The 23,725-nt window shown below is 63.9% G+C and carries 26 protein-coding genes; 23 read left to right on the plus strand and 3 right to left on the minus strand.

Going from position 1 to position 23,725, the window contains the following annotated elements; all coding sequences use genetic code 11:
- The first annotated feature begins 1 nt into the window (after window position 1).
- From DyAD56_RS09010 to DyAD56_RS09020, 3 genes are all read left to right on the plus strand, one after another.
- Window positions 2–907, plus strand: coding sequence for an SEL1-like repeat protein (locus tag DyAD56_RS09010; RefSeq protein ID WP_102302424.1), 906 nt, complete (start codon window positions 2–4; stop codon window positions 905–907).
- A gap of 93 nt (window positions 908–1,000) precedes the next feature.
- Window positions 1,001–1,912, plus strand: a complete 912-nt coding sequence (locus DyAD56_RS09015) for a sel1 repeat family protein (RefSeq protein ID WP_102302425.1) — start codon at window positions 1,001–1,003, stop codon at window positions 1,910–1,912.
- Window positions 1,913–2,293: 381 nt separating this feature from the next.
- On the plus strand, window positions 2,294–3,313 hold the full coding sequence (locus tag DyAD56_RS09020; RefSeq protein WP_158241300.1) for a phospholipase D-like domain-containing protein: 1,020 nt from the start codon (window positions 2,294–2,296) through the stop codon (window positions 3,311–3,313).
- A gap of 59 nt (window positions 3,314–3,372) precedes the next feature.
- Here DyAD56_RS09020 and DyAD56_RS09025 read toward each other — a convergent pair whose 3' ends face one another.
- From DyAD56_RS09025 to DyAD56_RS09035, 3 genes are read right to left on the minus strand one after another with little or no spacing between them, the layout of a single operon-like run.
- On the minus strand, window positions 3,373–3,672 hold the full coding sequence (locus DyAD56_RS09025; RefSeq protein ID WP_102302427.1) for a DUF6587 family protein: 300 nt from the start codon (window positions 3,670–3,672) through the stop codon (window positions 3,373–3,375).
- On the minus strand, window positions 3,669–5,516 hold the full coding sequence (locus DyAD56_RS09030) for a ferrous iron transporter B (RefSeq protein WP_102302428.1): 1,848 nt from the start codon (window positions 5,514–5,516) through the stop codon (window positions 3,669–3,671). Before DyAD56_RS09030 ends, DyAD56_RS09025 begins: the two co-directional genes overlap by 4 nt.
- Window positions 5,513–5,758 carry a FeoA family protein gene (locus DyAD56_RS09035; protein ID WP_102302429.1) on the minus strand — a complete coding sequence of 82 codons (246 nt, stop codon included), beginning with the start codon at window positions 5,756–5,758 and terminating at the stop codon, window positions 5,513–5,515. Before DyAD56_RS09035 ends, DyAD56_RS09030 begins: the two co-directional genes overlap by 4 nt.
- 250 nt (window positions 5,759–6,008) lie before the next feature.
- Between DyAD56_RS09035 and DyAD56_RS09040 the strand changes: the two genes are divergently transcribed.
- The 20 genes from DyAD56_RS09040 to DyAD56_RS09135 all read left to right on the plus strand — a co-directional run bounded on the left by DyAD56_RS09040 (window position 6,009) and on the right by DyAD56_RS09135 (window position 23,668).
- The gene (locus DyAD56_RS09040) at window positions 6,009–7,100 is read left to right on the plus strand and encodes an MBL fold metallo-hydrolase (RefSeq protein WP_233202354.1); all 1,092 of its coding nucleotides are present in this window, start codon (window positions 6,009–6,011) and stop codon (window positions 7,098–7,100) included.
- Window positions 7,101–7,174: 74 nt separating this feature from the next.
- Entirely contained in the window at window positions 7,175–7,969 is a 795-nt protein-coding gene (locus DyAD56_RS09045; protein ID WP_102302430.1) for an enoyl-CoA hydratase/isomerase family protein, read from the plus strand.
- Between the two features lie 48 nt (window positions 7,970–8,017).
- Complete coding sequence (locus DyAD56_RS09050) at window positions 8,018–8,413, plus strand: VOC family protein (protein WP_102302431.1); 396 nt, start codon at window positions 8,018–8,020, stop codon at window positions 8,411–8,413.
- Between the two features lie 22 nt (window positions 8,414–8,435).
- A complete protein-coding gene (locus DyAD56_RS09055) occupies window positions 8,436–8,954 on the plus strand; it encodes a cupin domain-containing protein (RefSeq protein ID WP_102302432.1) in 519 nt (172 codons plus the stop codon).
- Between the two features lie 102 nt (window positions 8,955–9,056).
- Window positions 9,057–11,045, plus strand: coding sequence for a biotin carboxylase N-terminal domain-containing protein (locus DyAD56_RS09060; protein WP_102302433.1), 1,989 nt, complete (start codon window positions 9,057–9,059; stop codon window positions 11,043–11,045).
- A gap of 102 nt (window positions 11,046–11,147) precedes the next feature.
- Window positions 11,148–12,107: a hypothetical protein gene (locus tag DyAD56_RS09065; protein WP_102302434.1), complete on the plus strand. Its 960-nt coding sequence runs from the start codon at window positions 11,148–11,150 to the stop codon at window positions 12,105–12,107.
- A gap of 112 nt (window positions 12,108–12,219) precedes the next feature.
- Window positions 12,220–13,164, plus strand: coding sequence for an OmpA family protein (locus tag DyAD56_RS09070; RefSeq protein ID WP_102302435.1), 945 nt, complete (start codon window positions 12,220–12,222; stop codon window positions 13,162–13,164).
- A 59-nt stretch (window positions 13,165–13,223) separates the two neighbouring features.
- The gene (locus DyAD56_RS09075; RefSeq protein ID WP_146010475.1) at window positions 13,224–13,952 is read left to right on the plus strand and encodes a hypothetical protein; all 729 of its coding nucleotides are present in this window, start codon (window positions 13,224–13,226) and stop codon (window positions 13,950–13,952) included.
- A gap of 61 nt (window positions 13,953–14,013) precedes the next feature.
- Complete coding sequence (locus DyAD56_RS09080) at window positions 14,014–14,913, plus strand: hydroxymethylglutaryl-CoA lyase (protein ID WP_102302603.1); 900 nt, start codon at window positions 14,014–14,016, stop codon at window positions 14,911–14,913.
- Window positions 14,914–15,076: 163 nt separating this feature from the next.
- Entirely contained in the window at window positions 15,077–16,336 is a 1,260-nt protein-coding gene (locus DyAD56_RS09085) for a histidine kinase (protein WP_102302437.1), read from the plus strand.
- Window positions 16,333–17,097: a LytTR family DNA-binding domain-containing protein gene (locus DyAD56_RS09090; RefSeq protein ID WP_102302438.1), complete on the plus strand. Its 765-nt coding sequence runs from the start codon at window positions 16,333–16,335 to the stop codon at window positions 17,095–17,097. The genes DyAD56_RS09085 and DyAD56_RS09090 overlap by 4 nt, the downstream gene beginning before the upstream one ends.
- A gap of 36 nt (window positions 17,098–17,133) precedes the next feature.
- The gene (locus tag DyAD56_RS09095) at window positions 17,134–17,508 is read left to right on the plus strand and encodes a hypothetical protein (protein ID WP_102302439.1); all 375 of its coding nucleotides are present in this window, start codon (window positions 17,134–17,136) and stop codon (window positions 17,506–17,508) included.
- A 42-nt stretch (window positions 17,509–17,550) separates the two neighbouring features.
- Window positions 17,551–18,870: an amidohydrolase family protein gene (locus tag DyAD56_RS09100; RefSeq protein WP_102302440.1), complete on the plus strand. Its 1,320-nt coding sequence runs from the start codon at window positions 17,551–17,553 to the stop codon at window positions 18,868–18,870.
- Window positions 18,867–19,352, plus strand: coding sequence for a GNAT family N-acetyltransferase (locus DyAD56_RS09105; protein ID WP_102302441.1), 486 nt, complete (start codon window positions 18,867–18,869; stop codon window positions 19,350–19,352). Before DyAD56_RS09100 ends, DyAD56_RS09105 begins: the two co-directional genes overlap by 4 nt.
- Window positions 19,353–19,604: 252 nt before the next feature.
- The gene (locus DyAD56_RS09110) at window positions 19,605–20,198 is read left to right on the plus strand and encodes a YdeI/OmpD-associated family protein (protein WP_102302442.1); all 594 of its coding nucleotides are present in this window, start codon (window positions 19,605–19,607) and stop codon (window positions 20,196–20,198) included.
- Window positions 20,198–20,665, plus strand: coding sequence for a GNAT family N-acetyltransferase (locus DyAD56_RS09115; RefSeq protein WP_102302443.1), 468 nt, complete (start codon window positions 20,198–20,200; stop codon window positions 20,663–20,665). Before DyAD56_RS09110 ends, DyAD56_RS09115 begins: the two co-directional genes overlap by 1 nt.
- The gene (locus DyAD56_RS09120) at window positions 20,662–21,237 is read left to right on the plus strand and encodes a GNAT family N-acetyltransferase (RefSeq protein ID WP_102302444.1); all 576 of its coding nucleotides are present in this window, start codon (window positions 20,662–20,664) and stop codon (window positions 21,235–21,237) included. The genes DyAD56_RS09115 and DyAD56_RS09120 overlap by 4 nt, the downstream gene beginning before the upstream one ends.
- An 87-nt stretch (window positions 21,238–21,324) precedes the next feature.
- On the plus strand, window positions 21,325–22,086 hold the full coding sequence (locus DyAD56_RS09125) for an SDR family NAD(P)-dependent oxidoreductase (RefSeq protein ID WP_102302445.1): 762 nt from the start codon (window positions 21,325–21,327) through the stop codon (window positions 22,084–22,086).
- Window positions 22,087–22,176: 90 nt separating this feature from the next.
- Entirely contained in the window at window positions 22,177–22,740 is a 564-nt protein-coding gene (gene yeiP / locus DyAD56_RS09130; RefSeq protein WP_102302446.1) for an elongation factor P-like protein YeiP, read from the plus strand.
- 169 nt (window positions 22,741–22,909) lie between these two features.
- Window positions 22,910–23,668, plus strand: a complete 759-nt coding sequence (locus DyAD56_RS09135) for an N-acetylmuramoyl-L-alanine amidase (protein ID WP_102302604.1) — start codon at window positions 22,910–22,912, stop codon at window positions 23,666–23,668.
- Window positions 23,669–23,725 lie beyond the last annotated feature (57 nt).

Raw genomic sequence — 23,725 nt, forward strand, 5'->3', positions numbered from 1 at the left:
CATGATCGTGCAGAAGCGTTCCTCATCGCTCCTTTTCTGCGTTGCTGCGCTCGCGCTGGCAACGGGCACGGCTTTCGCCGATCAGGACCTCTCGCAGCGCAAGATCCCAACCGACGGCAAACCCGTGGTGCTCTCACCAGCATCCGCCGCCGCAGCGGCGGATGACAAACAGGGAGACAATTCCCGCTCGTTCAACACGCCGACTGACGATGGCCGACCGGGCGAGTATTACTTCGCGCTGGGCGTGCAGGCGGTCAAGAAGAACGACTATGCACACGCCATGGCGATGTACAAGGTCGCCGCGTCGTGGGCGTATAAGCCGGCCGAATATAACCTGGGCGTGATGTATCTCAACGGGCAGGGTTCACCGGTGGACCTTCCCCGTGCCCTCGCCTGGCTGGCGTTGGCCGCGGAGCGCAACGACCCGCAATACATTCGCGCCCGCCAACTGGTCTACACCAACGTCACGCCGGCGCAGTACGACCAGGCCAACGTCATCTGGCGCGAACTGATCCCCACCTATGGCGACGAGACTGCGCTGCCGCGCGCCAAGCAACGCTGGCGTGAGGCGATGCAGAACTCCACGGGTTCACGCGTGGGCTCGTCCGCCGCGCACATCATGGTGGGTGGTGCCGACGGCACGCCCAATCACATGCAGTCGCCCAATTACGACACTCACGACGGCTACCATGTCACCGGCAATCCCGCCGAGCTGGCAGGCGTGCATCAGGCTGACGGCTCGGTGGCTTATCAAGCCTTGCGCTCGACCGACAATCCTTACGACCCGAAGGTGATGCCAGTCACCGGGCAGGCCACCGTGGGACCGCTGTCCCAGGCCAACAACAAGGAAGGCCAGGCCACCAAAGACCAGGACAGCACGAAGGCCGACGACAACGGCCACCCGTAACCCGCGCGGGCAATCGCCATGGCGATTGCCCCGCTACCTAGATGAGAGTAGCTTCGAAGTGCTGTCTTCTGCAGGTAGACGCGAGGTGTCGCCATGGGCGTATGCAATCACCTGAAGCCGGGTTCTCTCCGGGCCATCGTCCTCGCTGGGCTTCTGCTCTGGCCCACCTTAAGCGCTGCGGAAGATACGCTGCCCACCATCCCCATCGACACGCAGTCGCCGCCGCCGAAAGTGGTGAGCTACAACGCGACTCCGGACGTTCCCAGCAGCCGCACCGATCCGTTCAATCGTCCCGAGGACGACGGCCGCCCCGGCGAATACTTCTTCTACCTTGGCGCGCTGGCCAACCAGAAAGGTGACTACGCGCATGCCATCGCCATGTTCGAAGTATCGGCGTCCTGGGCGTACAAACCGGCTGAATACAACCTCGGCGTGCTGTACCTCAACGGCCATGGTTCGTCGGTGGATCTGCCACGCGCCATGGCATGGTTTGCGCTGGCGGCGGAACGCAACGAGCCGCAGTACGTGTACGCCAAGCAGTTGCTCTATGCACACCTGACACCGGATCAGTTCGATCAAGCCAACATCATCTGGCGCGAGCTACTGCCGAAGTACGGTGACACAGCGGCTCTACCGCGTGCCAAGGCGCGCTGGCACGAAGTGCTCATCTCCGCCACCGGCTCGCGCGTTGGCTCAGCGGCGACTCACCTCATGGTGGGCGGTATGTCGGGTAGAAATGGCCACGACTCGTTCGCCAACTATGACGTGGGCAATGGCGGCATCCGCGCCAATGCGCCGGGCGAAGTCACCGGCGTACATCAGACCGACGGCGTCATCGCCTATGAGCAACTGCGCGAAAGCACCGATCCCTACGATCCGAAGTTCACCTCGTACCTGCGATCGGGCACGGTCACGGTCGGCATTCTCCGCCCGGTGAAACCGGATGATCCGGCACTGCGCAAGATGAATCCGCCAATGGATGCATCACCCTCCGATCACCAGTAGTCGTTGTCGAACACGCACAGCGGATACGCATCGGCGCGCACGATACGCTGAAACGCGCGCATGCGATCACGCGAAAAACACGCGCCAACGTGCCTGAATTTTTCACACCACCTGCACTGCCGCAATGGCAGCGCACCACATTTCGGTGAACTACATCACGCGCAAACAGCACTAGCTGCATCGTGCCTGACCGCATGAACTTGCCAAGTCTCGGCGAAGGCTCCCTGTCATATAAGCGCAGTGTCATGCGCACTGCCGCCGCATACGGATCACCCCCGGCGTGCGCGTTTCACCGCGTTGCCGCGGCAACGCATGGGGCGGCTAAAGGCGCGGCGATCACGCTGCGCTCCAACCAACGTCACATCACGAAGGGAGCTCGTCATGAAGTCTCGTTGCAATCTGTTCGCGCTCTGCGCACCCGTCGTCACCGCCACCCTGCTGTACGCAGGCCTAGCCACGGTAGCGACACCGGCACTGGCGGCATCGCCGTCGGCCAGCACGGTCACCCGGACATTGGTGATCGAACCGGATCAGGGCCTGACCCCGATCTACAACCTGATCCAGTCGGCCAACAGCACCATCGACATGACCATGTACGAACTGGTCGACACGCAGGCGCAATCCCTGCTTTGCCAAGCTGCCGCCAACGGCGTGGCGGTGCGCGTGATCCTCGATCAGAACCTTGAATACAACAACAACCTCAGCGCCTATAACCAGCTCAACAGCTGTGGTGCAACGGCGGTCTGGGCCTGGACCAAGTACGACGCCACGCATGAGAAATCCATCGTGGTCGATGGCACCACCGCGGCCATCATGTCGCTCAACCTGACCAGCCGTTACTACAGCACCAGTCGCGACTTTGCGGTGATCGAGAACGATGCGGCCGACGTCGCGGCCATCGAAAGCACCTTCAGCGCGGACTTCGCCTCTCAGACCATCACGCCGCCGGTGGGTGACGACCTGGTGTGGAGCCCGACAAACTCGAAGACGCAACTGCTCAATGTGATCAACAGTGCGCAGTCCACCCTGCAGGTGGAGAACGAGGAGATGAGCTACAGCAGCATCGTCACCGCGCTGGAGAACGCAGCCAAGCGCGGCGTGGCCGTCACCGTGTGCATGACCAATGATGCCAACGACTATGCCACTGAGTTCAACGCACTGAAGAAGGCTGGCGTGAACATCACCACGTACGCCGAGACGGCGCCGTTGTACATCCATGCCAAGGCCATCGTGGCCGACTACGGCACCGCCAACGCGCGCGCGTTCGTGGGCTCGGAGAACTTCTCTTCGGCCTCGCTCAACTACAACCGCGAGTTGGGTCTGGTGACCACGGACGCCACCATTCTGTCCCAGCTGAACACCACCCTGTCCAGCGACTACGCCGGCGGTACGGCCTGGTAAGCGACACAACGATCGGGACGCTATGCGCGTCCCGATCGATCGCTATGGGGTGTTGCGCGTTACTTACCGCGCGGGCGGAACTCCAGCGGATGCACGTCGCGCGCTGCCGCAGGTGGCTTCGGGCCACAGGAGCCGCAGGTATCGCAACCGTCGCTGCAGTTACCGGTAGATTGCTTGGGCTGCAGGCGACGCGCAAACGCGCGTTGCCATGCGGCACTCCCCGAACGATCGAGACGAAGCGCCAGCGTTGCCAACCAGCGACTGCTCAGCCGTGGCGCCAGCTTGCGGAACGTAATCCACACACCGAACAGCGCGACCACGCCGACGATCACGTACTGCACGACCAGACCGGTACTCATGTCAGCCAGCTCGCGATCTGATAGGTGAGGAACGAGGCCACGTAAGCCACCGCGAACATGTAGCCGAACGAGATGCCCACGTTGCGCCAGGAGTTGGTTTCGCGACGGATCACCGCCAGCGTGGACATACACTGCGGCGCGAACGCGAACCACACCAGCAGCGACAGCGCGCTGGGCAGCGAGAAGTTGGCCGCCAGCGCCTGCGCTAGACCCGCGCTATCGGCACCATCACCACCCACTGCGTACACCGTGGCGAGCGCAGCCACGGCGGTTTCGCGCGCGGCGAAGGCGGGAATCAGCGACACGCTGATCTGCCAGTTGAAACCCAGCGGCGCAAAAAAGATGTACTGCAGACCGCGACCGAGGTAACCGGCGAAGCTGTAGTCGATGGCCGGGCCCGTAGCGCCAGCAGGCGCCGCCGGGAAGCTGGACAGCACCCACATCAGGATCGTCAGGCCCAGGATCACGCCAGTGAGGCGCTTGAGGAAGATCATGCCGCGCTCCCACAAGCCGATGGCCACGTCGCGCACCTTCGGCAGGCGGTACGACGGCAGCTCCATCAGCAGCGCGTGTTCGCTGCGATCGCGTCGCAGCTTCTTCATCACCCAACCCACCACCATGGCGCCGACAATGCCCGCCGCATACAACGCGAACAGCACCAGGCCCTGCATGTTGAAGATGCCCAGCACACGGCGCGTGGGAATGAACGCGCCGATCAGCAGTGCATACACCGGCAATCGCGCCGAGCACGTCATCAACGGCGCGACGAGAATGGTCGAGAGGCGATCACGCGGATCGGTGATGCTGCGCGTGCCCATGATGCCGGGGATGGCGCAGGCAAAACTCGAAAGCAGCGGAATGAACGAACGCCCCGTCAAACCGACCGACACCATCAGGCGATCGAGCAGGAACGCCGCGCGCGGCAGGTAGCCGGATTCCTCCAACACCAGGATGAAGAAAAACAGCACCAGGATGACGGGTAGGAAGCCGATCACCGTGCCCAGGCCGCCGAACACGCCATCGACGAGCAGACTTTGCAGCGGCCCCGCCGGCATCCACGCGGTGACGTGCTCGCCGAGCCAGCCGAAGCCATCGCCGATCAGGTCGGACATCGGTTTGCCAGCGGCGTACACCGCCTGGAACACCAGGAACATCACGACCGTGAGAATCAGCAGCCCGAACACCGGATGCAGTGCCCAGCGATCCAGCGCATCGTCGATCTTCGCGGTGGCGCGCGGCATGGTGACGGTGGCCGCCATCAGTTCGCGTACTTGCACGTGAAGGTCGGCGCGGCTGGCCGCGTCATCGGGTTGTGCGGGTGCGGCCTGTGGAATCTCGCCGTCGACCTGGGCAATCAGCGCCTTCACGCCATCGCGCTTCACCGCGACGGTTTCCACCACGGGGATGCCAAGGCGGCGCGACAGCTCCGCCACGTCGATCACCACGCCACGGCGGCGCGCCGCGTCCATCATGTTCAGCGCCAACACCACCGGAAGGCCAAGTCGCTTCACTTCCAGCACAAAGCGCAGATGCAGGCGCAGGTTGGTCGCATCGGCCACGCAGACAACCAGATCCGGCACCGACTCGCCCGGATAATTGCCTTCCAGCACGTCGCGGGTGATCTGCTCGTCGGGGCTGGTGGCGTCGAAGCTGTACGTGCCCGGCAAGTCCAACACCTGCAACACGCGGCCGGAGGGTGCAGTGAAGCGACCTTCTTTGCGCTCCACCGTCACGCCGGCGTAGTTCGCCACCTTCTGGCGGCCACCGGTGAGCTGGTTGAACAACGCGGTCTTGCCGCAGTTGGGATTGCCAACCAAGGCAATGCGCAGGGTGCTCGCACTCATGCAACGGTCTCCGCGTTCACCAGCACGCGCTCGGCTTCCTTGCGGCGCAGGGCGAAGCGTGTGGAGCCGATCTGGATCAGCAACGGGTCCGCGCCCAGCGGACCCTGCGCCACCACGCGAACCGGCTCGCCCGATACGAAACCGAGGTCGCGCAGTCGCTGCGCGATCACGTCGGAAGCATGAGCATCGTCCACTCGGTCCACCACGGCAGTAGCCCCTTTCGGAAGATCGGACAGGCGCACTGGTCACCAACTCAAATAAGAATGGTTCGCATTGTACATTACTCCCCTGCGGACTGCAGCGCGGCCCATTGCCGCCGTGGCATCCACCACCGCAAGAACATGAAGGCTGAACCACCGCCAGTGGCGCGCACTTGGAACTGGACGCCGACGCCCCGATAGCCATTGAACAAGGCGCCGCGACGACATGGCGGCGCAGCCATACCGGTGAGGCGACAACGCACCGCCGGGCCACATCGATGCCGAGGTTTCCATGGCTCTGTTCAACCGACATGCGGGCGGATTGCGCCTGGAACGCATGCAAGCTTCCCCGCAGTACGGCGGCGAGAGCTTCGTCAACACCTACCGCTCCAGCGCGCCGCGCGTCGAGGACGACAAGCCGTCGCTGGTCGACTTCATCTTCCGAGGCGAAGGCCGTACACCGTCGAAGCCGCTGCCCTCACTCGATCCCCGCCAGCAGTGGACGCGCCCGGTGGAAACCGGCTTGCGCACCACCTGGTTGGGCCATTCGACCGTGCTGCTGGAGATCGACGGCGTACGCGTGCTCACCGATCCGGTCTGGGGCGAACGCGCGTCGCCCTTCTCCTTCATGGGGCCCAAGCGCTTCCAGCCGGTGCCGGTGGACATCGCCGCGTTGCCGCCGCTGGACGCCGTGCTGATCTCGCACGACCACTACGACCATCTCGACTACTCGAGCATCCGTGCGCTGGCAAAGCTGCAGGTGCCGTTCATCACCTCGCTGGGCGTGGGCGTGCATCTGGAAGCGTGGGGCGTGCCGGCCGAACGCATCATCGAGCTGGACTGGTGGGAAAGCACCACGCTGCCACGCGGCTTGAGGCTCACTGCTGCTCCGTCGCACCACTTTTCCGGGCGTAGCCTGCGTGACCGCAATGCCACGCTATGGTCTTCCTTCGTATTGCGCGGCGAGCGGCATTCCGTGTTCTTCAGCGGTGATACGGGCCTGTCGCCGCACTTTGCGGAGATCGGCCAACGGTTGGGGCCGTTCGATCTGGTGATGATCGAAGTGGGCGCGTTCCATCCCTCATGGGGCAGCGTGCACCTGGGACCGGACAACGCCATCACCGCGTGGCGCCAGCTTGGCAGCGGACGCTTCCTGCCGGTGCACTGGGGCACCTTTAACCTCGCCATGCATCCGTGGGCTGAACCGGCAGAAGTGCTGCTGGCCAAGGTGCCCGAAGGCCTGGTCATGCCGCGGCTGGGTGAAGCCGTGGAGCCCGCGCGTGTCGAAGCCGTGCAACCGTGGTGGCGCGATGTGTCTTCCGGCCACTGGCAGGGCTCGGCCCTGGAAGCCGCGGAATTCCTGGTGCTTCCGGCCAAGGACTGAGGCGCGCCGCTTCGGCGAAGAACATCGTGGGGAAGGGTTCGGTTTACGATGTCGCTCCCCAGCAGGAGCGACTCATGAGCCAAAGCATCCAGATCGCCGATCACGGCGGCGTCCGCCGCATCACCCTGAATCGCCCGCAGGTGCACAACGCCTTTGACGATGGCCTGATCGCCGAACTCACCGCGGCGCTGGAGCACGCGGGCGAAGACGGCAACGTGCGTGCAGTCGTGCTCACGGGCGAAGGCGCCAGCTTCTCCGCCGGCGCGGACTTGAACTGGATGCGCAGCATGGTCGGTGCGAGCGAAGCGGAGAACCGCGAAGACTCCCTGCGCCTCGCCACACTGATGCGCACGCTGCAATACCTGCCCAAGCCCACTATCGCCCGCGTGAATGGCGCCGCCTATGGCGGCGGCGTCGGGCTGGTGGCTTGCTGCGACATTGCCATTGGCGTGGATACGGCACGCTTTGGTCTCACCGAGGTGAAACTCGGCCTGGTGCCAGCGGTGATCTCGCCCTACGTCATCCACGCCATTGGGCTGCGCCAGGCGCGCCGCCTTTTCGTCACCGGTGAACTGTTCGATGCGGCCACGGCCTTGCAGATCGGCCTGCTCCATCAGTGCGTTCCCGTCGAGCAGTTGGACGACGCCGTCAACACGACGCTCGGCCTACTCGCCAAGGCCGGTCCGGTGGCACAGGCCGAAGCCAAGCAGCTTGCCTTGCGCATGGCTGGCGCCGACGAAAACCACGCCGCGCAAATCGATCGCGAAAATGCCGCGCTCATTGCGCGCCTGCGCGTGTCCGCAGAAGGCCAGGAAGGACTGGGTGCGTTCCTCGGCAAGCGTGCCGCGTCATGGTGTAACCAGGGCTGACGCTTTCTGTCGCATACTCGCCGCTCCATTGCGCAAAGGAACGGTGCCATGATCGACCACGTAGGGTTGCAGGTTTCAGGTTACGAACGAAGCCGCGAGTTCTACCGCAAGGTGCTCGCGACACTGGGCGGCGAGTTGGTCATGGAAGTCACGGCAGAGCAGACCGGCGATGGCGCACACGCAGGCTTCGGCATGAGTGGCCGCCCCACGTTCTGGATCGGCACGTCGCAGCAGGCCAATCACGCCACGGGCGCCGTGCACGTGGCATTCACCGCGCCCAACCGAGGCGCGGTGATGGCCTTCCACCGTGCCGCACTCGAAGCAGGCGCCAAGGACAACGGCGCACCGGGCCTTCGCCCGCATTACCACGCGCATTACTACGGCGCCTTTGTGCTCGATCCCGATGGGCACAACATCGAAGCCGTCTGCCACTCGCCGGAATGATTTCATCCAGGGGCATAACACCATGACGCATCCCATCATCAACATCGCCGACGTCGAGCTGCAGCCCTTCCCGCCCGGCATGGGCCCCACCGGCGACGCCGCCGAGCGGTTCGAAGCGCGCATGGGCCGCTTCTCCATGCAGGTTGGCGCGAAGAAACTGGGCTACAACATCACGGCCGTGCCACCGGGCAAGCGCGCATTTCCGCTGCATAACCATCGCATCAACGAGGAGATGTTTTTCATCCTCGAAGGCAGTGGCGAGGTGCGCATCGGCGACCAGCGTTATCCGATCCGGGTAGGCGACGTAATTGCCTGTCCCCCTGGCGGCCCGGAAAAGGCGCACCAGATCATCAACACCGGTACGACCGAAATGCGCTACCTCGCGGTGAGCTCCAAGGAAACGCCCGAGATCTGCGATTACCCGGATACCGGCAAGATCGGCATCCTTGCCGAGTACCCGCCCGCCGCCGATGGTTCGCCGCAAGGTTTCAGGATGGTGACGCGCGCGGACATGCAGGTCGGTTACTGGGAAGGCGAATAGCGCCAGCCCGCTCCACTGGGGCGCCCCATGCTGCGCTGCGCATCGGCGGCAGCGCAGCAATCTGCTAGTTTTGACAGCTTCGCACCGTCCCCCGGAAGCCGCATGTTCGAGCGCGTACTCATTGCCAACCGCGGCGAAATCGCCTGCCGCGTCATTCGCACCTGCCGGCGCCTCGGCATCCACACCATCGCGGTGTATTCGGAGGCCGACGCCAACGCGCAGCATGTGCGGCTGGCGGATGAGGCGTGGCCGATCGGCGGCCCGCGGCCGACCGAGTCCTATCTGCGCGGCGACGTGATCCTGGACGTGGCACGCAAGAGCGGTGCGCAGGCGATTCACCCCGGCTATGGCTTCCTGTCCGAGAACACCGCCTTTGCACGCGCCTGCACTGAGGCCGGCATCGTGTTTATCGGCCCGCGTCCGGAAAGCATCGACGCTATGGGTTCCAAGGCAGCGGCCAAGGCGCTGATGGAAAAGCACGACGTGCCGTTGGTACCCGGTTACCACGGCGCGGACCAGTCCGACGAGGTGCTCGCCGAGCAAGCGCGCCGCACGGGTTTCCCGCTGATGATCAAGGCAGCCTCCGGCGGCGGCGGCAAGGGCATGCGCATCGTGCACAGCGAGGCTGAATTTGCCGCGGCGCTCGCCTCCGCACAGCGCGAGGCAGCCAGTTCGTTCGGCGACACGCGCGTCATCCTCGAACGCTACGTCGAACATCCGCGCCACATCGAATTCCAGGTATTCGGCGACACGCAAGGCAACGTCATCCATCTCAATGAGCGCGAATGCTCCGCGCAACGTCGCTACCAGAAGGTGCTGGAGGAAACGCCCTCGCCCTTCCTCGACGATGCACGCCGCACCGCGATGGGCGCCGCCGCCGTGGCCGCTGCGAAGGCAGTGAACTACGTCGGCGCGGGCACGGTGGAATTCATCGTCGGCCAAGGCGGCGAGTTCTTCTTCATGGAGATGAATACGCGCCTGCAAGTGGAACATCCGGTCACCGAAGAAACGCTTGGACTGGACTTGGTGGAATGGCAGTTGCGCGTGGCCGCCGGCCAGCCCCTGCCGCTCGCACAGGAACAGATCAAGGCAAACGGTCACGCCATCGAAGTGCGCCTATACGCCGAAGATCCCGACCAGAACTTCCTGCCCGGCTCGGGCAAGCTGATCAAGCTGCGCCTGCCCTCGCCATCGCGCCATGTACGCCTGGACGGCGGCGTGATCGAAGGCGACACGGTCACCATCTTCTACGACCCGATGATCGCCAAACTCATCGTGTGGGACGTCGATCGCCCGCAGGCTCTGCAGCGCTTGCGTGATGCACTGATGGCCAGCGAGATCGTCGGACCAAAATCCAATATTGCGTTTCTTGAACGCCTGTCGCGCCACCCCGTGGTGGTCGAAGGCCGCATCGATACCGGCTACCTCGATCGCCATCTGGACCAATTCCTGGCCGGCGACGCGGCACCCCAGGCGCGCGTACTTTTTGCAGCCGCCGTCGCTGCGCTGATCCATGACGAACGCAGCGTCGTGGCGAACCCCGCTGACCCGCACTCACCGTGGTTGCGTGCGGATGCATGGCGTGTGGGCCATGCCGGCAAACGCATCGTGGCGCTGTCGCTGCACGGCCAACGTCACGAAGTCGAAGCGTACGGCCATGACGGCAACTACCGGCTGCACCACGGCGATACCGCGTGTGACGTACAGGGTGCGCGACTCGGCGACGAGGCACTCAGCGCGCGCTTCGACGGCGAGTCCGTACGCGTGCCAGTGCGCACCGATGCTGCACGCGTGACCGTCCACGACGCTCACGGCTACCGTCACGTGTTCGAGCGCGCGGCGGCGTTTGCGTGGGAGTCGAAAGAAGCGGCGGGCGGCAACCAGATCGTTGCACCGATGCCCGGCCGTATCGTGCTGGTGAAGGCAAGCGCGGGCGACACGGTGGAAGAAGGTCAGGAGCTCCTGGTGATGGAAGCGATGAAGATGGAGCTGGCGCTGAAGGCACCCCGCGCCGGCAACATCGCGAGCATCCATGCTGCGCAAGGCGACTTCGTCGAAGCCGACACGGTGCTACTGCGCTTCGCCGACTGACGGATACCATCCCCGCGGCGCAACGGATGTGGCCTGCGGGGAACAGCGCCGGCACCTCGTGGCCCGCTCATATCATCATCGTCATAAAGGGAGTTTCGACGAATGTTCGACAAGAGAACCTGGGCCGCAGGCCTATGGATACCGGTTCTGGCTTTGGGCGTGGCGGCATCGGAGCATGCGGATGACAAGCCCGCCTTGCGCACCATCGCCAGCACCACCCTGACCGATCGGCAGCAAAGCGCCACCACGGTGATCACGATCGCCGAAGGCGCCAAGGTCGATGGCAAACGCGCCATCCGGTATCACGTGGTGTACGACTCGGCGTCGAACTGCCACGCCGTCGTGGATGGCACGGCAACCTTCTTTTCCGAAACCGACGAATCGGGCGACACGTCCGAGGCTCTGCCTAACGGCGAATGGGCGACAACGCATCAGTTCCGTGACAACGGGGCCAATGGCCTGGTGAAGCTGGGCGTAGACGTCGATGCGGCGCATCCGCGATTTGTCGACTTCACGCTGGAGCATCCCGCCGCCGCGCTGCCCAAGTGCATCGGACCGGCGGGGCTGGTCTTCAACGTGTTCGCCGAGCGGGCAGACCCGACCAACCCGCTGTACAAGATGCGGGATAAAACCGCAGCCACATATCACAACGTCGTCTACGACTATATGGTGGATTATCCCGACGAACTTCTGGTGCCGGGCACCGAATCGGCATCGGGTGATGGGCTGGATTTCGCGCCTAAATCCGGCAAGGCGGACATCGCGGTCTGGGGCAAGTACGCCTCACCGGATGACACGCGGGCCAGCCTGTTGCACGACGATGAAACGCATTGCGCGCCCGGCAAGGTGTCGTATGAGGTGAACAAACCCACCTTCATCGCTTTCTCCTGCCTGACGCCGAAGGGTCGCATCGTGTACGAGAAGATGGCCATCCATAACGATGTGTATGCCGCGGTGCGATTCGAGTACGACGCGGCGGATCACGCTACTTGGGGGCCGGTAATCAAGCAGATGGCCGGTTCGCTGCGCATCGGCCCTGGCCCTCAGCCAGCAAAAGATTGAAGCGCCGCACATTCGTACGGCCGGGTTAGCCCGCAGTCACACATACGAAGAATCTTGCGAGTACAAATGGCGCGCTGCCCACGAGGCAGTCCCACTTCAAGGAAGACCCACGATGTTGCGCACGACCCTTCTGCTCGGCCTGCTGCTCGCTACCACCACCTTCGCCAGTCACGCAGAAGACGTGACAGGCAGCAAGGACCATCCCCTGCTGAGCCGCTTCACCGGCGCCGAGATCAAGAGCTACAAGCAGTCCGACTACGACGAAGCGGAGCTACCCAACGCACCTATCACGACGAAAGACGGCAAGATGATGCCGCTCGAAGGTCGCGTCACGCGCATCGGCTATCGCATCGATGGCAGCCGCTCGCTGCTGGAAATCAGCCGCAACTACGAGCAGGCCCTCGCCGCTGGCAAATTCCAGACCGTGTACAGCTGCAAGGGTCCGGCGTGCGGCGCTGAGTTCAGTAACGTCGTCGTCATTTCGGGCCGCGTCATGCCGGTGGCGTTTCCCTCCTCGTTCAACGACAAGCAACGCGCCGTGCTGGCCAAGCGCAGCGGCCCCGACGGCGATACGTGGGCCTTCATCTACCTGATGGACGACACCGATTCCAACAAGGCCAACTACGTCTACGAGGAAATCGTCGAACCCAAACCCATGGCGACGGGCCAGGTGAAAGTACTCGATGCCAAGAGCATGCAGAACGCCCTGAACAGTGACGGCAAGGTCGCCCTCTACGGCATCTACTTCGACACCGACAAGGCCGACGTCAAACCCGAGTCGAAGCCCGAGCTGACGGAGATGGCGAAGCTGCTCAACGACAATCCCAAGCTCAAGGTGTACATCGTCGGCCACACCGACAACCAGGGGCAGTTCGCGCACAACCTTGATCTGGCCCAGCATCGCGCCGACGCAGTGGCCAAGACACTGGCCGCCGACTACAAGGTGCCGGCCGCACGCATGGCGGCCAAGAGCGTCGCCTCACTGGCACCCGTCGCCAGCAATACCGACGACGCCGGCCGCGCCAACAATCGCCGGGTGGAACTGGTCGTCCAGTAATTTTGTTCCAGCGCCGCGGGCAAACCGCGACGTTCTTTCAGCACAGCAAGGAATGCACCATGCGTAAGACACTCGGCTCGCCGCTGTTGCGGCGGCTTCCGGCGCTATTGGCCTTCACCCTGCTGGTTGCCGCATGCGGCAAGCCGACAGACGACCACGCCACGGCGGCCAGCCCGCCGGCGGACACCCAGGGATCGGCCGATGCCTCAAACGCCAACGAGCTTGCCGAATCCACCGCCAAGTGCGAAAGCAATCCGCTGACCAAGGCGATGCCACCCAAGTCCGTCGTCGGCGACCTGCCCTTCTGGTATTGGCACTGCACGTTCAACACTCTTAGCGCCGTTTACGGTACGGATGGCGGCAAGCAAGTGGAAATCATGCTTACCGACACGCGCCCGCCCGAGCTCGACAAAGAATCGGGGATCACGGCGGAGACGTTCAAGCAAGCCGCCGACGGAACGCGCTCCTTGACACAACTCAGCGTGCAGAATTACGTGGAAACCCGCAAATTGATGGAACAGCAACCGTCAATGGTGGAAGTCATTGGCGGCCCGGACTATATGCCGATCATTGAAACCGGTCCTGCGGGCGAACCGATCGTCATCTATGTCGGCGCCAAGATCAGTCCCAGTGAAGATGCCGTGTCGGCGCTGCTCAAGGACCGTTACGTTCTCGCGGTGCAGGCCAGGGACAAGGAAGGCCGATCGGCCACTGGCATGACCGCCCCCCAGGCGCAGGCGCTGTACGATCCTTACCTCAAGCAGATGCACCTGGACGTGCTTCAGTAAGGGCACGGAGGCGGGCCGTTGCGCCCGCCTTCCGCCGCACGAACGCGCTATGCTCGGCGGCATGAATACCAGCAACCATGTCCGCATCGTCGAAGTCGGTGCACGAGACGGCCTGCAGAACGAGAAAACCCTGCTGCCCGCCAACGTGAAGATCGCGTTGATCGATCGCCTTTCCAGCACCGGTCTGAAAACCATCGAAGCCACCAGCTTCGTCAGTCCCAAGTGGGTGCCGCAACTGGCAGACGCCGCCGAGGTGTTCCAAGGTATCCGCAAGGTGCCCGGCGTGAGCTACCCCGTACTGGTACCCAACGAGCAAGGCTACGAACGCGCACGCGCGGTTGGCGTCACCGAGATCGCTGTGTTCACTGCGGCGTCGGAAGTCTTCAATCAAAAGAATATCAACGCGTCGATCGACGAGTCGATCGAACGCTTCCTCCCAGTGATGAAGCGCGCACAGCAAGACGGCGTGAAAGTGCGCGGTTACGTCTCCACCGTGCTGGGTTGCCCGTACCAGGGCGAAGTCCCCGTGAGCGACGTGGTGCGCGTGGCGCGCCGCTTGTACGAGGTCGGCTGCTACGAAGTGTCGCTCGGCGACACCATTGGCGTCGGCACGCCGGCCAAGGCGCGCGCCATGCTCAAGGCCGTGGCCGCGGAAGTGCCCATGTCTGCGCTCGCCGTGCATTTCCACGACACCTACGGGCAGGCGCTGGCCAATATCCTCGCTTGTCTTGAGGAGGGCGTGCGCGTGGTGGACAGCTCCGTATCCGGTACGGGCGGTTGCCCGTACGCCAAGGGCGCCACCGGCAACGTCGCCAGCGAGGACGTGGTCTACATGCTGCACGGGCTGGGCATGGAAACCGGCATCGACCTGGATATCCTGGTCGCCACCGGCGCCTGGCTGGCCGGCCAGTTGCACAAGGAAACGGCCAGCCGGGTGACCCGCGCGCTTACGGCCGCCTGATCCGCCCAGCGCAGGTACTCCCCGCGCCCTCCCCTGTCCGTATTCACTCCCACCCGGGGCCGCTTCGTCGCCCCGGGCGTGTTTTCATCGAAAAGCGCGGGCGGGCGCCGAACGGGCTGGTTATTCTTCGGCGCATCCCATCCAAACCAAGGATGCAGTCGTAATGAAGAGCTTTATGTTCGTGGCACGCCTCGTCGTGTTCTGGTTCTTCGTGTTGCTGTTCGCGGCATTGCTGCTCGCCAACAGTCCGATGTTCCGTTATCGCGACACGGCGCCAATGTTCGTGCTGGTGATCTTTATCGCCCTGCTCATGGTGGTGACCACTGCTGTCACGCATCTGCGTCGCGTGCGCCTGATCGCCGGCCACCTCGACGACAGCACGATGGGCAATCGTCAGCGCCGCCAGATTGAGATTCCCTTCGAAGCGGGCGAGGCTTTCGATCTGCTCGACGCAGCCATCCGCGAACTGCCGCGCACGGAAGACGTGGAAAGCGCTCGCGATAGCCTGCAGATCCGCGCCAAGGTGCAGCGCCCCAAGCCCTACGGCGCGCACAACCCGTTGGGACGGCTCGATCCGTCCAAGTGGTTCGGCCATCTGCGTAACCAGATCTTCGCCACCGTCACGCCCGGCGACGGCATTGGCAGCGTCACCCTGATCTGCGAACCCGAGGCCGGCGCGTGGAGCGACTGGTTCCGCGTGGATGACGGCACCAACCTGGAAAATGCTGAAGGCATCACCCGCGCCATCACGCGTCGCATTGCCGAAAAACGCCGCAACGAGCAGATGCGCGCCCGCCAGACGGAGAACGAGAAAGAGCGCACCGTCGCGCGACTCAACCTGCTGCACGCACAGGTGGAACCGCACTTTCTCTACAACACGCTGGCCAGCGCGCAGTACCTGACGCGCACCGATCCGCAGCAGGCAGACCACATGTTGGGCCACCTGATCCACTACCTGCGCCACTCCCTGCCCCAACGCGACGATGCCTTGTCCACGCTCGGCGACGAACTGGAACGCACACGCGCTTACCTTGAGATCATGCGTCTGCGCATGGGCCCCCGCCTTTCGCTGCAGATCGACGTGCCCGACACACTGCGTGCCGTCGCCATCCCGCCGATGATGCTGCAGACGTTGGTGGAGAACGCGATCAAGCATGGCCTGGAGCCCAAGCCCGGCGGCGGCAGCGTGTGGATCCTGGCGCGCCGCGACGACGATGCCATCGCCATCACCGTGGCGGACGACGGCCGCGGCTTCAACGAAGCGGGTGGTGGCACCGGTATCGGCCTGAAGAATGTGCGCGAACGGCTGCGCCTGATCTACGGTGCCGATGCATCGCTCTCCGTCGTGAGCAACGCACCGGAAGGTGTGGCCGCCACGATCACCGTGCCCCTGCGCACCGACACCCCGGATAACGCGTCGTGACCACTGCCATCCTTGCCGAAGACGAAGTTCTGCTGCGCACGGCCCTGCGTGATCTGCTCGCCCGTGTCTGGCCGGAGCTGCAGATCGTCGCCGAGTGCGAAGACGGCGCGAGTGCATTGGAGGCCATCGATGCGCAGCACCCGGACATCGCCTTCCTCGACATCCGTATGCCCGGGCTCAGCGGATTGGAAGTCGCTGCCGCCGCGGCGGAAGCCAGCCCGCAGACGCAAGTGGTGTTCACCACCGCCTACGACCAGTACGCCATCGATGCCTTCGAGCGAGGGGCGGTGGATTACCTGCTCAAGCCCATCACCGAAACGCGGCTTACCGCCACCATGCAGCGCCTGCAGTCACGGGCCGCGCCGAAGGCCGCCGAGGCGGCCCAGCTCTCCCAATTGCTGCGTGACGTGATGCTTCATTCCGGCTCGCGCACCGAACCACTCACCTGGATCACCGCCAGCAATGGCCGCGAAACGCGACTGATCATGGTGGACGACGTGGCGTATTTCCGCGCCGACAACAAGTACACCGTCGCCATGACGGCCGAGGGCGAGGCGCTGCTGCGCAAGCCCATCCGTGAACTGGCCGCCATGCTCGATCCCTCGGTGTTCAAGCAGATCCACCGCTCCACCATCGTCAACCTGCGCGCGGTCGCTTCGGTGGTCCGCGACGACACGGGCAAAGGCACGCTGCGCCTGAAACAGCGACCTGAGACGCTGGTAGTGAGCCAACCCTTCATGACGTTGTTCCGAAACATGTAGGCGGCCATACGCTGCCCAGAATCACGAGAGGTCACCATGGAAAAGCTGATTCTTCTGTTCTATCTGTTGTTGTCGCTTACCGGCTGCGAGCCGACGCGAAACGTCGACACGCATGAGGTCGTCAACGGCATCGATCTGATCGACAGCAAGATCCAGATCACCGGTGAACTGGCTACGTTCCGCTGTGTTCGCAGCGACAGCGGCCAATGCCACTACATGGTGCTGCCCGGCTCGTGCGGCACCCGCCAGGTGAACTGCAAGTCACCCATTACTGTCTTCTCCATGCGCCAAGGCGATACGCTGTTGCTCACACGCCTGCCCGAAGACTTTGCCAGTTGCGTCACCACCACGCAGGTCAACCCCAATGCCTGCGCCCGCCAGCTCGCCAGTGCGGCTCCCGCTACGCCTTGAGCACGCCCTACAATCGGGCGTATCGACGACGGGGAGTACGCGATGCGCTGGACACGGGGCAAGACTTGGGCGGGACTGCTGGCAGCGTTGGCCATCACCAGTGTCACCGCCGCGACCGCCGTACCGCCCAAGGGCGACATTCTGCTGGTACCTGACCGCGTCTGGACTGCCGACGGCGACGCCGCACACGCTGGATGGGGCGTGTTGGTGCATGACGGTGCGATCACCGCCGTAGGTCCCGTCGACACGCTCAAGACACCCGCCGGCGCGCAACGGATCGCCCTACCCGGCAGCACGCTCACGCCGGGCTTGATCGACCTGCATTCGCACGTGTTCCTGCACCCGTACAACGAAACACTGTGGAACGATCAGGTACTGAAGGAGCCGCAGGACTACCGCACACTGGAAGCCGCAGCGCATGCGCGCGCCACCCTGCTTGCCGGCTTCACCACCCTGCGGGACCTCGGCACCGAAGGTGCCGGCTACGCCGACGTGTCGGTCAAGCGCGCTATCGATGAAGGCATGATTCCCGGGCCACGCATGTTCGTCGCCACCCGAGCTATCGTGGCAACCGCCAGCTACGGTCCCGGACCACGCGGTTTCCGTCCCGACATCGATCTGCCCAGTGGCGCGCAGGAAATCAGCGGCGTGGACGAAGCCATCCGCGCCACGCGCGAACAAGCCGGCCATGGTGCGGACTGGATCAAGCTGTACGCCGACTATCGCGTCGGCGTGGACGGCAGTACGCAACCCACGTTGTCGCTGGCAGAAATGAAAGCCATCGTCGATACGGCGCATCTCTCCGGCCGCCCCGTGGCCGCACATGCTTCCAGCGACGAAGGCGTACGTCTCGCGGTGGAAGCAGGCGTGGATAGTATCGAGCATGGTTATCGCGCGAGTGAGGCGACCTTCCGCCTGCTCAAGCAACACGGCACGGCCTACGAGCCCACGCTGACGGCCGTGGAATCCACCGCGCAGTATTTCGAACACTACGTGCCCGGTCAAAGTGAGCCCACGGCGCGCATGAAGGAAGCCGAGCGTGCCTTCCGCACGGCCCTCAAGCTTGGTGTCACCATCGGCAATGGCAGCGACGTGGGCGTGTTCACCCACGGCGACAACTGGCGCGAACCCACCAATATGGTGCGCGATGGCATGACGCCGCCGCAGGCATTGCATGCCGCCACCGATGTCGCCGCACGCATCCTGCGCAAGCAGAATAGCTTTGGCCGTATCGCTCCCGGCCTGCGTGCCGACCTCGTCGCATTCGCTGGCGATCCCAGCGCACACGTCGACGATCTTCAGCATCCCGTCTTCGTGATGAAGGACGGCACCATCTACCGCACACCGCAGGGTACGCCATGACTGACGTCCGCATCCGCCCCATCGAAGCACGCGACAACGCAGCTGTAGCCAACATCATCCGAGCCGTCATGCCGGAATTCGGCGCCGACGGCCCCGGCTTCGCCATCCACGACGCGGAGGTGGACGCCATGTACGAAGCCTATGCTCGCCCACGCAGCGCGTACTTCGTGGTGGAGCGCGACGGACGAGTGATCGGTGGTGGCGGCGTTGCGCCGTTGGAAGGCGGCGATACCGACGTATGCGAACTGCGCAAGATGTACTTCCTGCCCGAAGCGCGAGGCATTGGTGCAGGTAGCGCGATGATGTTGCGTTGTCTGGACGCCGCACGCGCACATGGCTTCCGTCGCTGCTACCTGGAAACGCTCACCGGCATGGACGCGGCCCGCGAGCTCTATCTCCGCCATGGTTTTCGCGTCATCGATGCACCGATGGGCGGCACGGGGCATTTCAGCTGCGATCGGTTTTTTCTCCGCGAAATTTAAGAATGCTCTGATCCCTTCGGTGAAGTGTGGAATCTGCGTTCGCAAGCTCGTAGGGTGTGAGGTCTGGCGCCGCGCGAGCGGACTGTTCGGACGTGTCGCGCATCGCGGCACAGGAGCACACGGATCTCTATGGCGAGACGTTTCCGCCCGAACGAAATACATGTTCCGCGGTCGCCAGTGCTGCACCCATCGAGGGGCCATGGAATAGCGCCCCTACTAGTGAAACGATCAGAGTAATCCCAGGAAATCACCATGGTCCGTGATCACCGCGTTGGCACTTACATCAAGGAAGCGCAGCCATTCGCCCAACCCATCCTCGAACATCTGCGTGACCTCGTGCACGAGGTGTGTCCCGAGGTCGAGGAGGACATCAAATGGAGCATGCCCTTTTTCAACTACAAGGGTTCGCCCATCTGTTCGATGGCGGCTTTCAAGCAACACTGCTCCTTAGGCTTCTGGCGTTATAAGGACATCGTCGGCCGTAAAAACGTAGAAGGCACGAGTCAGTTCGGCAAACTGATGTCGCTGAAGGATCTGCCGCCCAGCGAAACCCTGGTGGCGTACATCCACAAAGCGATGGCGCTTAACGAAGCGGGCGTGAAATCCAAACGCGCACGAGCCGCGGTCAAGCCCCCGCCGATGCTCCCCGAGGATGTAGCCGCCCTGCTCGCGAAGGAGGAGCACAACGCCGCCCGCGAGACCTACGAAGCCTTTCCGCCCAGCGCACAACGCGATTACGTGGAGTGGATCAACGAGGCGAAGACCAACACCACGCGCACGAAACGCATCGCGACTACACTGGAGTGGCTGGCCGCTGGCAAGCGGCGCAACTGGAAATACGAGTAATGCAGAAAGCGCCCCGGCTGCATTTCGGAATCGACGATCCAGACGCGCCTGACGTCTCGCCGCTGATCCGTGAGCTGGACGGCTATCTCACTGAACTTTACCCCACCGGAAACATACACCCGGTGACTGCCGAAGCACTGAAAGCGCCCAACGTCACCTTTCTGACCGCGCGCATCGACGGTACGCCGGTGGCCTGCGGCGCACTCGTTCGGCATGACGGTTATGTGGAAGTAAAGCGCATGTACGTGCTGCCGGCCTGCCGCGGCCTGGGGCTGGGCAAGCAGCTACTGGACGCGCTGGAAGCGGAGATCGCTCGTGCCAGTGGCGGGTTGGTTCGCCTGGAAACCGGCACCGCGCAGACGGAGGCGCTGGAACTCTACGAGCACGCTGGTTATCGTCGCTGTCCACCGTTCGGCGAACACCGCGCCAACCCGCGCAGCATCTGCATGGAGAAAGCCATCCAATGATCCGCATTGCCCATGGCGACGACGCTGCAGCCGTCCACGACATCTACACGCCGTCGGTACTCCACGGCGTGGAAACGTTCGAAACCGAGTTGCCGGGTGTCGACGCCATGCGCGAGCGCATCCTTACGCGCCTGTGTCAGTACCCGTGGATCGTCTGGGAGGAGAACGGCCGAGTGCTGGCCTACGCCTACGCCAGCCGATTCCGCGAGCGCGCTGCCTACGATTGGATCGCCGAAACATCCATCTACGTCCACCCCGATGCACGCCGCCGCGGTATCGCCCGCCGCCTGTACTACACGCTGCTCGATGCCATGCGGTTGCAGGGCATCAACCAGGCTGTCGGCGTGATCACGCTGCCCGGCCAGAGCAGCGTCGCCATGCACGAGGCCATGGGCTTCACGCCGGCAGGCGTGTGGCGTAGCTCGGGCTACAAGCTCGACGCCTGGTGGGACGTGGGCGTGTGGCAATTGGAACTGCAAGCGCCGCAGAACCCACCCCTGCGCGTGGCGCCGTTCGCGGAACTGCGTGAGACTCAGGAGTGGGTTGCCTTGCTGCGGCGCGCAAACGCCTGACGCTCCGGGCCGCGCCCGCCTGTCGCCCGCGCGTCCCTGCCCCCTCCTCGGCTACCATTGGCTTTTTGGCATGTCCGAGGACGCTCCATGCAGCTCAATCAGGTCAAGGCGATCATCACCGGCGGCGCCTCCGGTCTCGGCCACGCGGTGGCCCAGTACCTTGTCGCCAACGGCGGCAAGGTGGCCCTGTTCGACGTGAACGAAGAGAAGGGCCAGGAAGCCGCCAAGGCGCTGAGCGGCCACTTCTTCCGCACGGACGTCACCTCCGAGGAAGGTGTCTCGACGAACGTCGCCGCCGCCAGTGCGGCCATGGGCGGCCTCAACGTGGTGGTGAACTGCGCCGGCATCCTGGGCGCGGGCCGCATGCTGGGCAAAGAAGGCCCGATGCCGCTCAACACCTTTGCCACCACGGTGATGGTGAACCTGGTGGGCAGCTTCAACGTCGCCAAGGCCGGCGCCGCTCTGATGCAGAACAACGAAGCCGGTGAAGACGGCGAGCGCGGCGTGATCATCAACACCGCCTCCGTGGCCGCGTTCGAAGGCCAGATCGGCCAGGCCGCCTACTCCGCATCCAAGGGTGGCGTGGTCGGCATGACGCTGCCGATGGCGCGCGAGTTGTCCCGCTTCGGCATCCGCGTGGTGACCATCGCCCCGGGCATCTTCTGGACGCCGATGGTGGATGGCATGCCGCCGCAGGTGCAGGAATCGCTGTCCGCCGCCATCCCGTTCCCTTCGCGCCTGGGCAAGCCGGATGAGTACGCAACGACGGTGGGCTTCATCCTTGGCAATCGCTACATCAACGGTGAAACCATCCGCCTTGACGGCGCGGTGCGTCTGCAGCCGAAGTAAGTCTTTTCAGCTGTCATCCCCGCGCAGGGCCTCTGCTGGCATGCGCTGACATGACGACCACCAAACGTCCCATCAAACGATCAAACATCCATGAAAGCTTCCGACGTCAAGAAAGGCAATGTGGTCGAACACGAAGGCACCGTCTACCAGGTGCGCGACATCGAACGCAGTTCGCCGACTGCGCGTGGCGGCAACGTCACCTTCCGCTTCACCATGTATTCGATCCCCGGCGGCCGCAAGTTCGACCTGAGCCTGCGCGCTGACGATGATCTCAAGGAAATGGATCTGGTCCGTCGCGAGGCCAACTTCTCGTACATGGATGGCGAAGTCTTCGTGTTCATGGACAAAGAGGATTACACCCAATACCTTCTCTCGCCGGAACTGGTCGGCGACAACTCGGGCTACATCGTCGAGGACGTCGAGGGCTACTACGTGCAGCTCATCGACGATGCACCGGTAGGCCTGCAGGTGCCGACCAGCGTGACGCTGACCGTTGTCGATACCGCACCGGAACTGAAGGGCGCCAGCGCCACCAAACGCACCAAGCCGGCCAAGCTCAACACCGGCGTCGAAATCCAGGTGCCCGAGTACATCACCAACGAAGAAAAAGTGTGGGTGAATACGCTGACGGGTGAGTTCGCCGGCCGCGCCTGATCGCCACGATCGATGCAACGTCCAAAGCGCCGGGGTAACCCGGCGCTTTTTTATTCGCTTGACGACATGGCCCGGCTGGGGCACGTTCGCCTCTTCCCTTCCAGGATGGAATGCCGTGTCGCGCCCCCACGCCCCACACGCCCGCCGATTCGCTGTGCATCGTTGGCTGATGCCCCTATGCCTTGCGACGGTGCTTTCCGCCTGCGCGCCGACGCCGGTACGTAATCCCATCGCACAGTGGGTGCCTTCACCCAACTACGATGCACGCCGTCCGGTGCTGATCGTCATCCATTTCACCAACGAGCATTCCGCATCGCAGGCGCTGCATACCTTGCGCACGGCCAACAGCGGCGGCCCGGTGAGCGCGCATTATCTGGTCGGCGATGACGGCCACATTTACCAACTGGTCGAGGACAGCGCGCGCGCGTGGCATGCAGGTGCCGGTCGCTGGGGCACCATCACTGACGTGAACTCAGCGTCCATCGGCATCGAGCTGGACAACGACGGCGACTCGCCTTTTACCCAGGTGCAGATCGACAGTCTGCTGCGCCTGCTGGCCGACCTCACCGACCGCCTGCGTATTCCGCGCACGCAGATCATCGGCCACGAAGACCTCGCCCCCGGCCGCAAGGATGATCCCGGCCCGCGCTTCCCCTGGCAGCAACTAGCGCAGGCTGGCTTCGGCCTGTGGCCACAGGGGTCGCTGGTCGATCCGCCACTGGGGTTCGATCCGTGGGCGGCACTGGGGCTGATCGGCTACCCGTTGGATAACCGTACCGCCGCAGTGCATTCGTTCCATCACCACTTCCGCGGCATGGACGTCGGCGTAAGCGGCGACACGCTGGACGCCCAGGATTTGCGCATTCTGTACGCGCTGTCACGACAGTTGGGTGCCGGTGGTGGCACCGCGGGCGTACCGGCCGGCTAAGAGCTATCGATTCGTCGCGTTTGCTTCAGGCTGACTGAGGCAAAATCTGTGCGTCAC

Origin of the sequence: Dyella sp. AD56 (assembly GCF_002878475.1) — a bacterium.
Taxonomy (GTDB): Bacteria; Pseudomonadota; Gammaproteobacteria; order Xanthomonadales; family Rhodanobacteraceae; genus Dyella.

Bases quoted from the DNA above. Each gene is read 5' to 3' on its own strand.
- DyAD56_RS09010 (WP_102302424.1), top strand. From the start codon at position 2: ATGATCGTGCAGAAGCGTTCCTCATCGCTCCTTTTCTGCGTTGCTGCG.
- DyAD56_RS09015 (WP_102302425.1), top strand. From the start codon at position 1,001: ATGGGCGTATGCAATCACCTGAAGCCGGGTTCTCTCCGGGCCATCGTC.
- DyAD56_RS09020 (WP_158241300.1), top strand. From the start codon at position 2,294: ATGAAGTCTCGTTGCAATCTGTTCGCGCTCTGCGCACCCGTCGTCACC.
- DyAD56_RS09025 (WP_102302427.1), bottom strand. From the start codon at position 3,672: ATGAGTACCGGTCTGGTCGTGCAGTACGTGATCGTCGGCGTGGTCGCG.
- DyAD56_RS09030 (WP_102302428.1), bottom strand. From the start codon at position 5,516: ATGAGTGCGAGCACCCTGCGCATTGCCTTGGTTGGCAATCCCAACTGC.
- DyAD56_RS09040 (WP_233202354.1), top strand. From the start codon at position 6,009: ATGGCTCTGTTCAACCGACATGCGGGCGGATTGCGCCTGGAACGCATG.
- DyAD56_RS09045 (WP_102302430.1), top strand. From the start codon at position 7,175: ATGAGCCAAAGCATCCAGATCGCCGATCACGGCGGCGTCCGCCGCATC.
- DyAD56_RS09050 (WP_102302431.1), top strand. From the start codon at position 8,018: ATGATCGACCACGTAGGGTTGCAGGTTTCAGGTTACGAACGAAGCCGC.
- DyAD56_RS09055 (WP_102302432.1), top strand. From the start codon at position 8,436: ATGACGCATCCCATCATCAACATCGCCGACGTCGAGCTGCAGCCCTTC.
- DyAD56_RS09060 (WP_102302433.1), top strand. From the start codon at position 9,057: ATGTTCGAGCGCGTACTCATTGCCAACCGCGGCGAAATCGCCTGCCGC.
- DyAD56_RS09065 (WP_102302434.1), top strand. From the start codon at position 11,148: ATGTTCGACAAGAGAACCTGGGCCGCAGGCCTATGGATACCGGTTCTG.
- DyAD56_RS09070 (WP_102302435.1), top strand. From the start codon at position 12,220: ATGTTGCGCACGACCCTTCTGCTCGGCCTGCTGCTCGCTACCACCACC.
- DyAD56_RS09075 (WP_146010475.1), top strand. From the start codon at position 13,224: ATGCGTAAGACACTCGGCTCGCCGCTGTTGCGGCGGCTTCCGGCGCTA.
- DyAD56_RS09080 (WP_102302603.1), top strand. From the start codon at position 14,014: ATGAATACCAGCAACCATGTCCGCATCGTCGAAGTCGGTGCACGAGAC.
- DyAD56_RS09085 (WP_102302437.1), top strand. From the start codon at position 15,077: ATGAAGAGCTTTATGTTCGTGGCACGCCTCGTCGTGTTCTGGTTCTTC.
- DyAD56_RS09095 (WP_102302439.1), top strand. From the start codon at position 17,134: ATGGAAAAGCTGATTCTTCTGTTCTATCTGTTGTTGTCGCTTACCGGC.
- DyAD56_RS09100 (WP_102302440.1), top strand. From the start codon at position 17,551: ATGCGCTGGACACGGGGCAAGACTTGGGCGGGACTGCTGGCAGCGTTG.
- DyAD56_RS09105 (WP_102302441.1), top strand. From the start codon at position 18,867: ATGACTGACGTCCGCATCCGCCCCATCGAAGCACGCGACAACGCAGCT.
- DyAD56_RS09110 (WP_102302442.1), top strand. From the start codon at position 19,605: ATGGTCCGTGATCACCGCGTTGGCACTTACATCAAGGAAGCGCAGCCA.
- DyAD56_RS09115 (WP_102302443.1), top strand. From the start codon at position 20,198: ATGCAGAAAGCGCCCCGGCTGCATTTCGGAATCGACGATCCAGACGCG.
- DyAD56_RS09120 (WP_102302444.1), top strand. From the start codon at position 20,662: ATGATCCGCATTGCCCATGGCGACGACGCTGCAGCCGTCCACGACATC.
- DyAD56_RS09125 (WP_102302445.1), top strand. From the start codon at position 21,325: ATGCAGCTCAATCAGGTCAAGGCGATCATCACCGGCGGCGCCTCCGGT.
- yeiP (WP_102302446.1), top strand. From the start codon at position 22,177: ATGAAAGCTTCCGACGTCAAGAAAGGCAATGTGGTCGAACACGAAGGC.
- DyAD56_RS09135 (WP_102302604.1), top strand. From the start codon at position 22,910: ATGCCCCTATGCCTTGCGACGGTGCTTTCCGCCTGCGCGCCGACGCCG.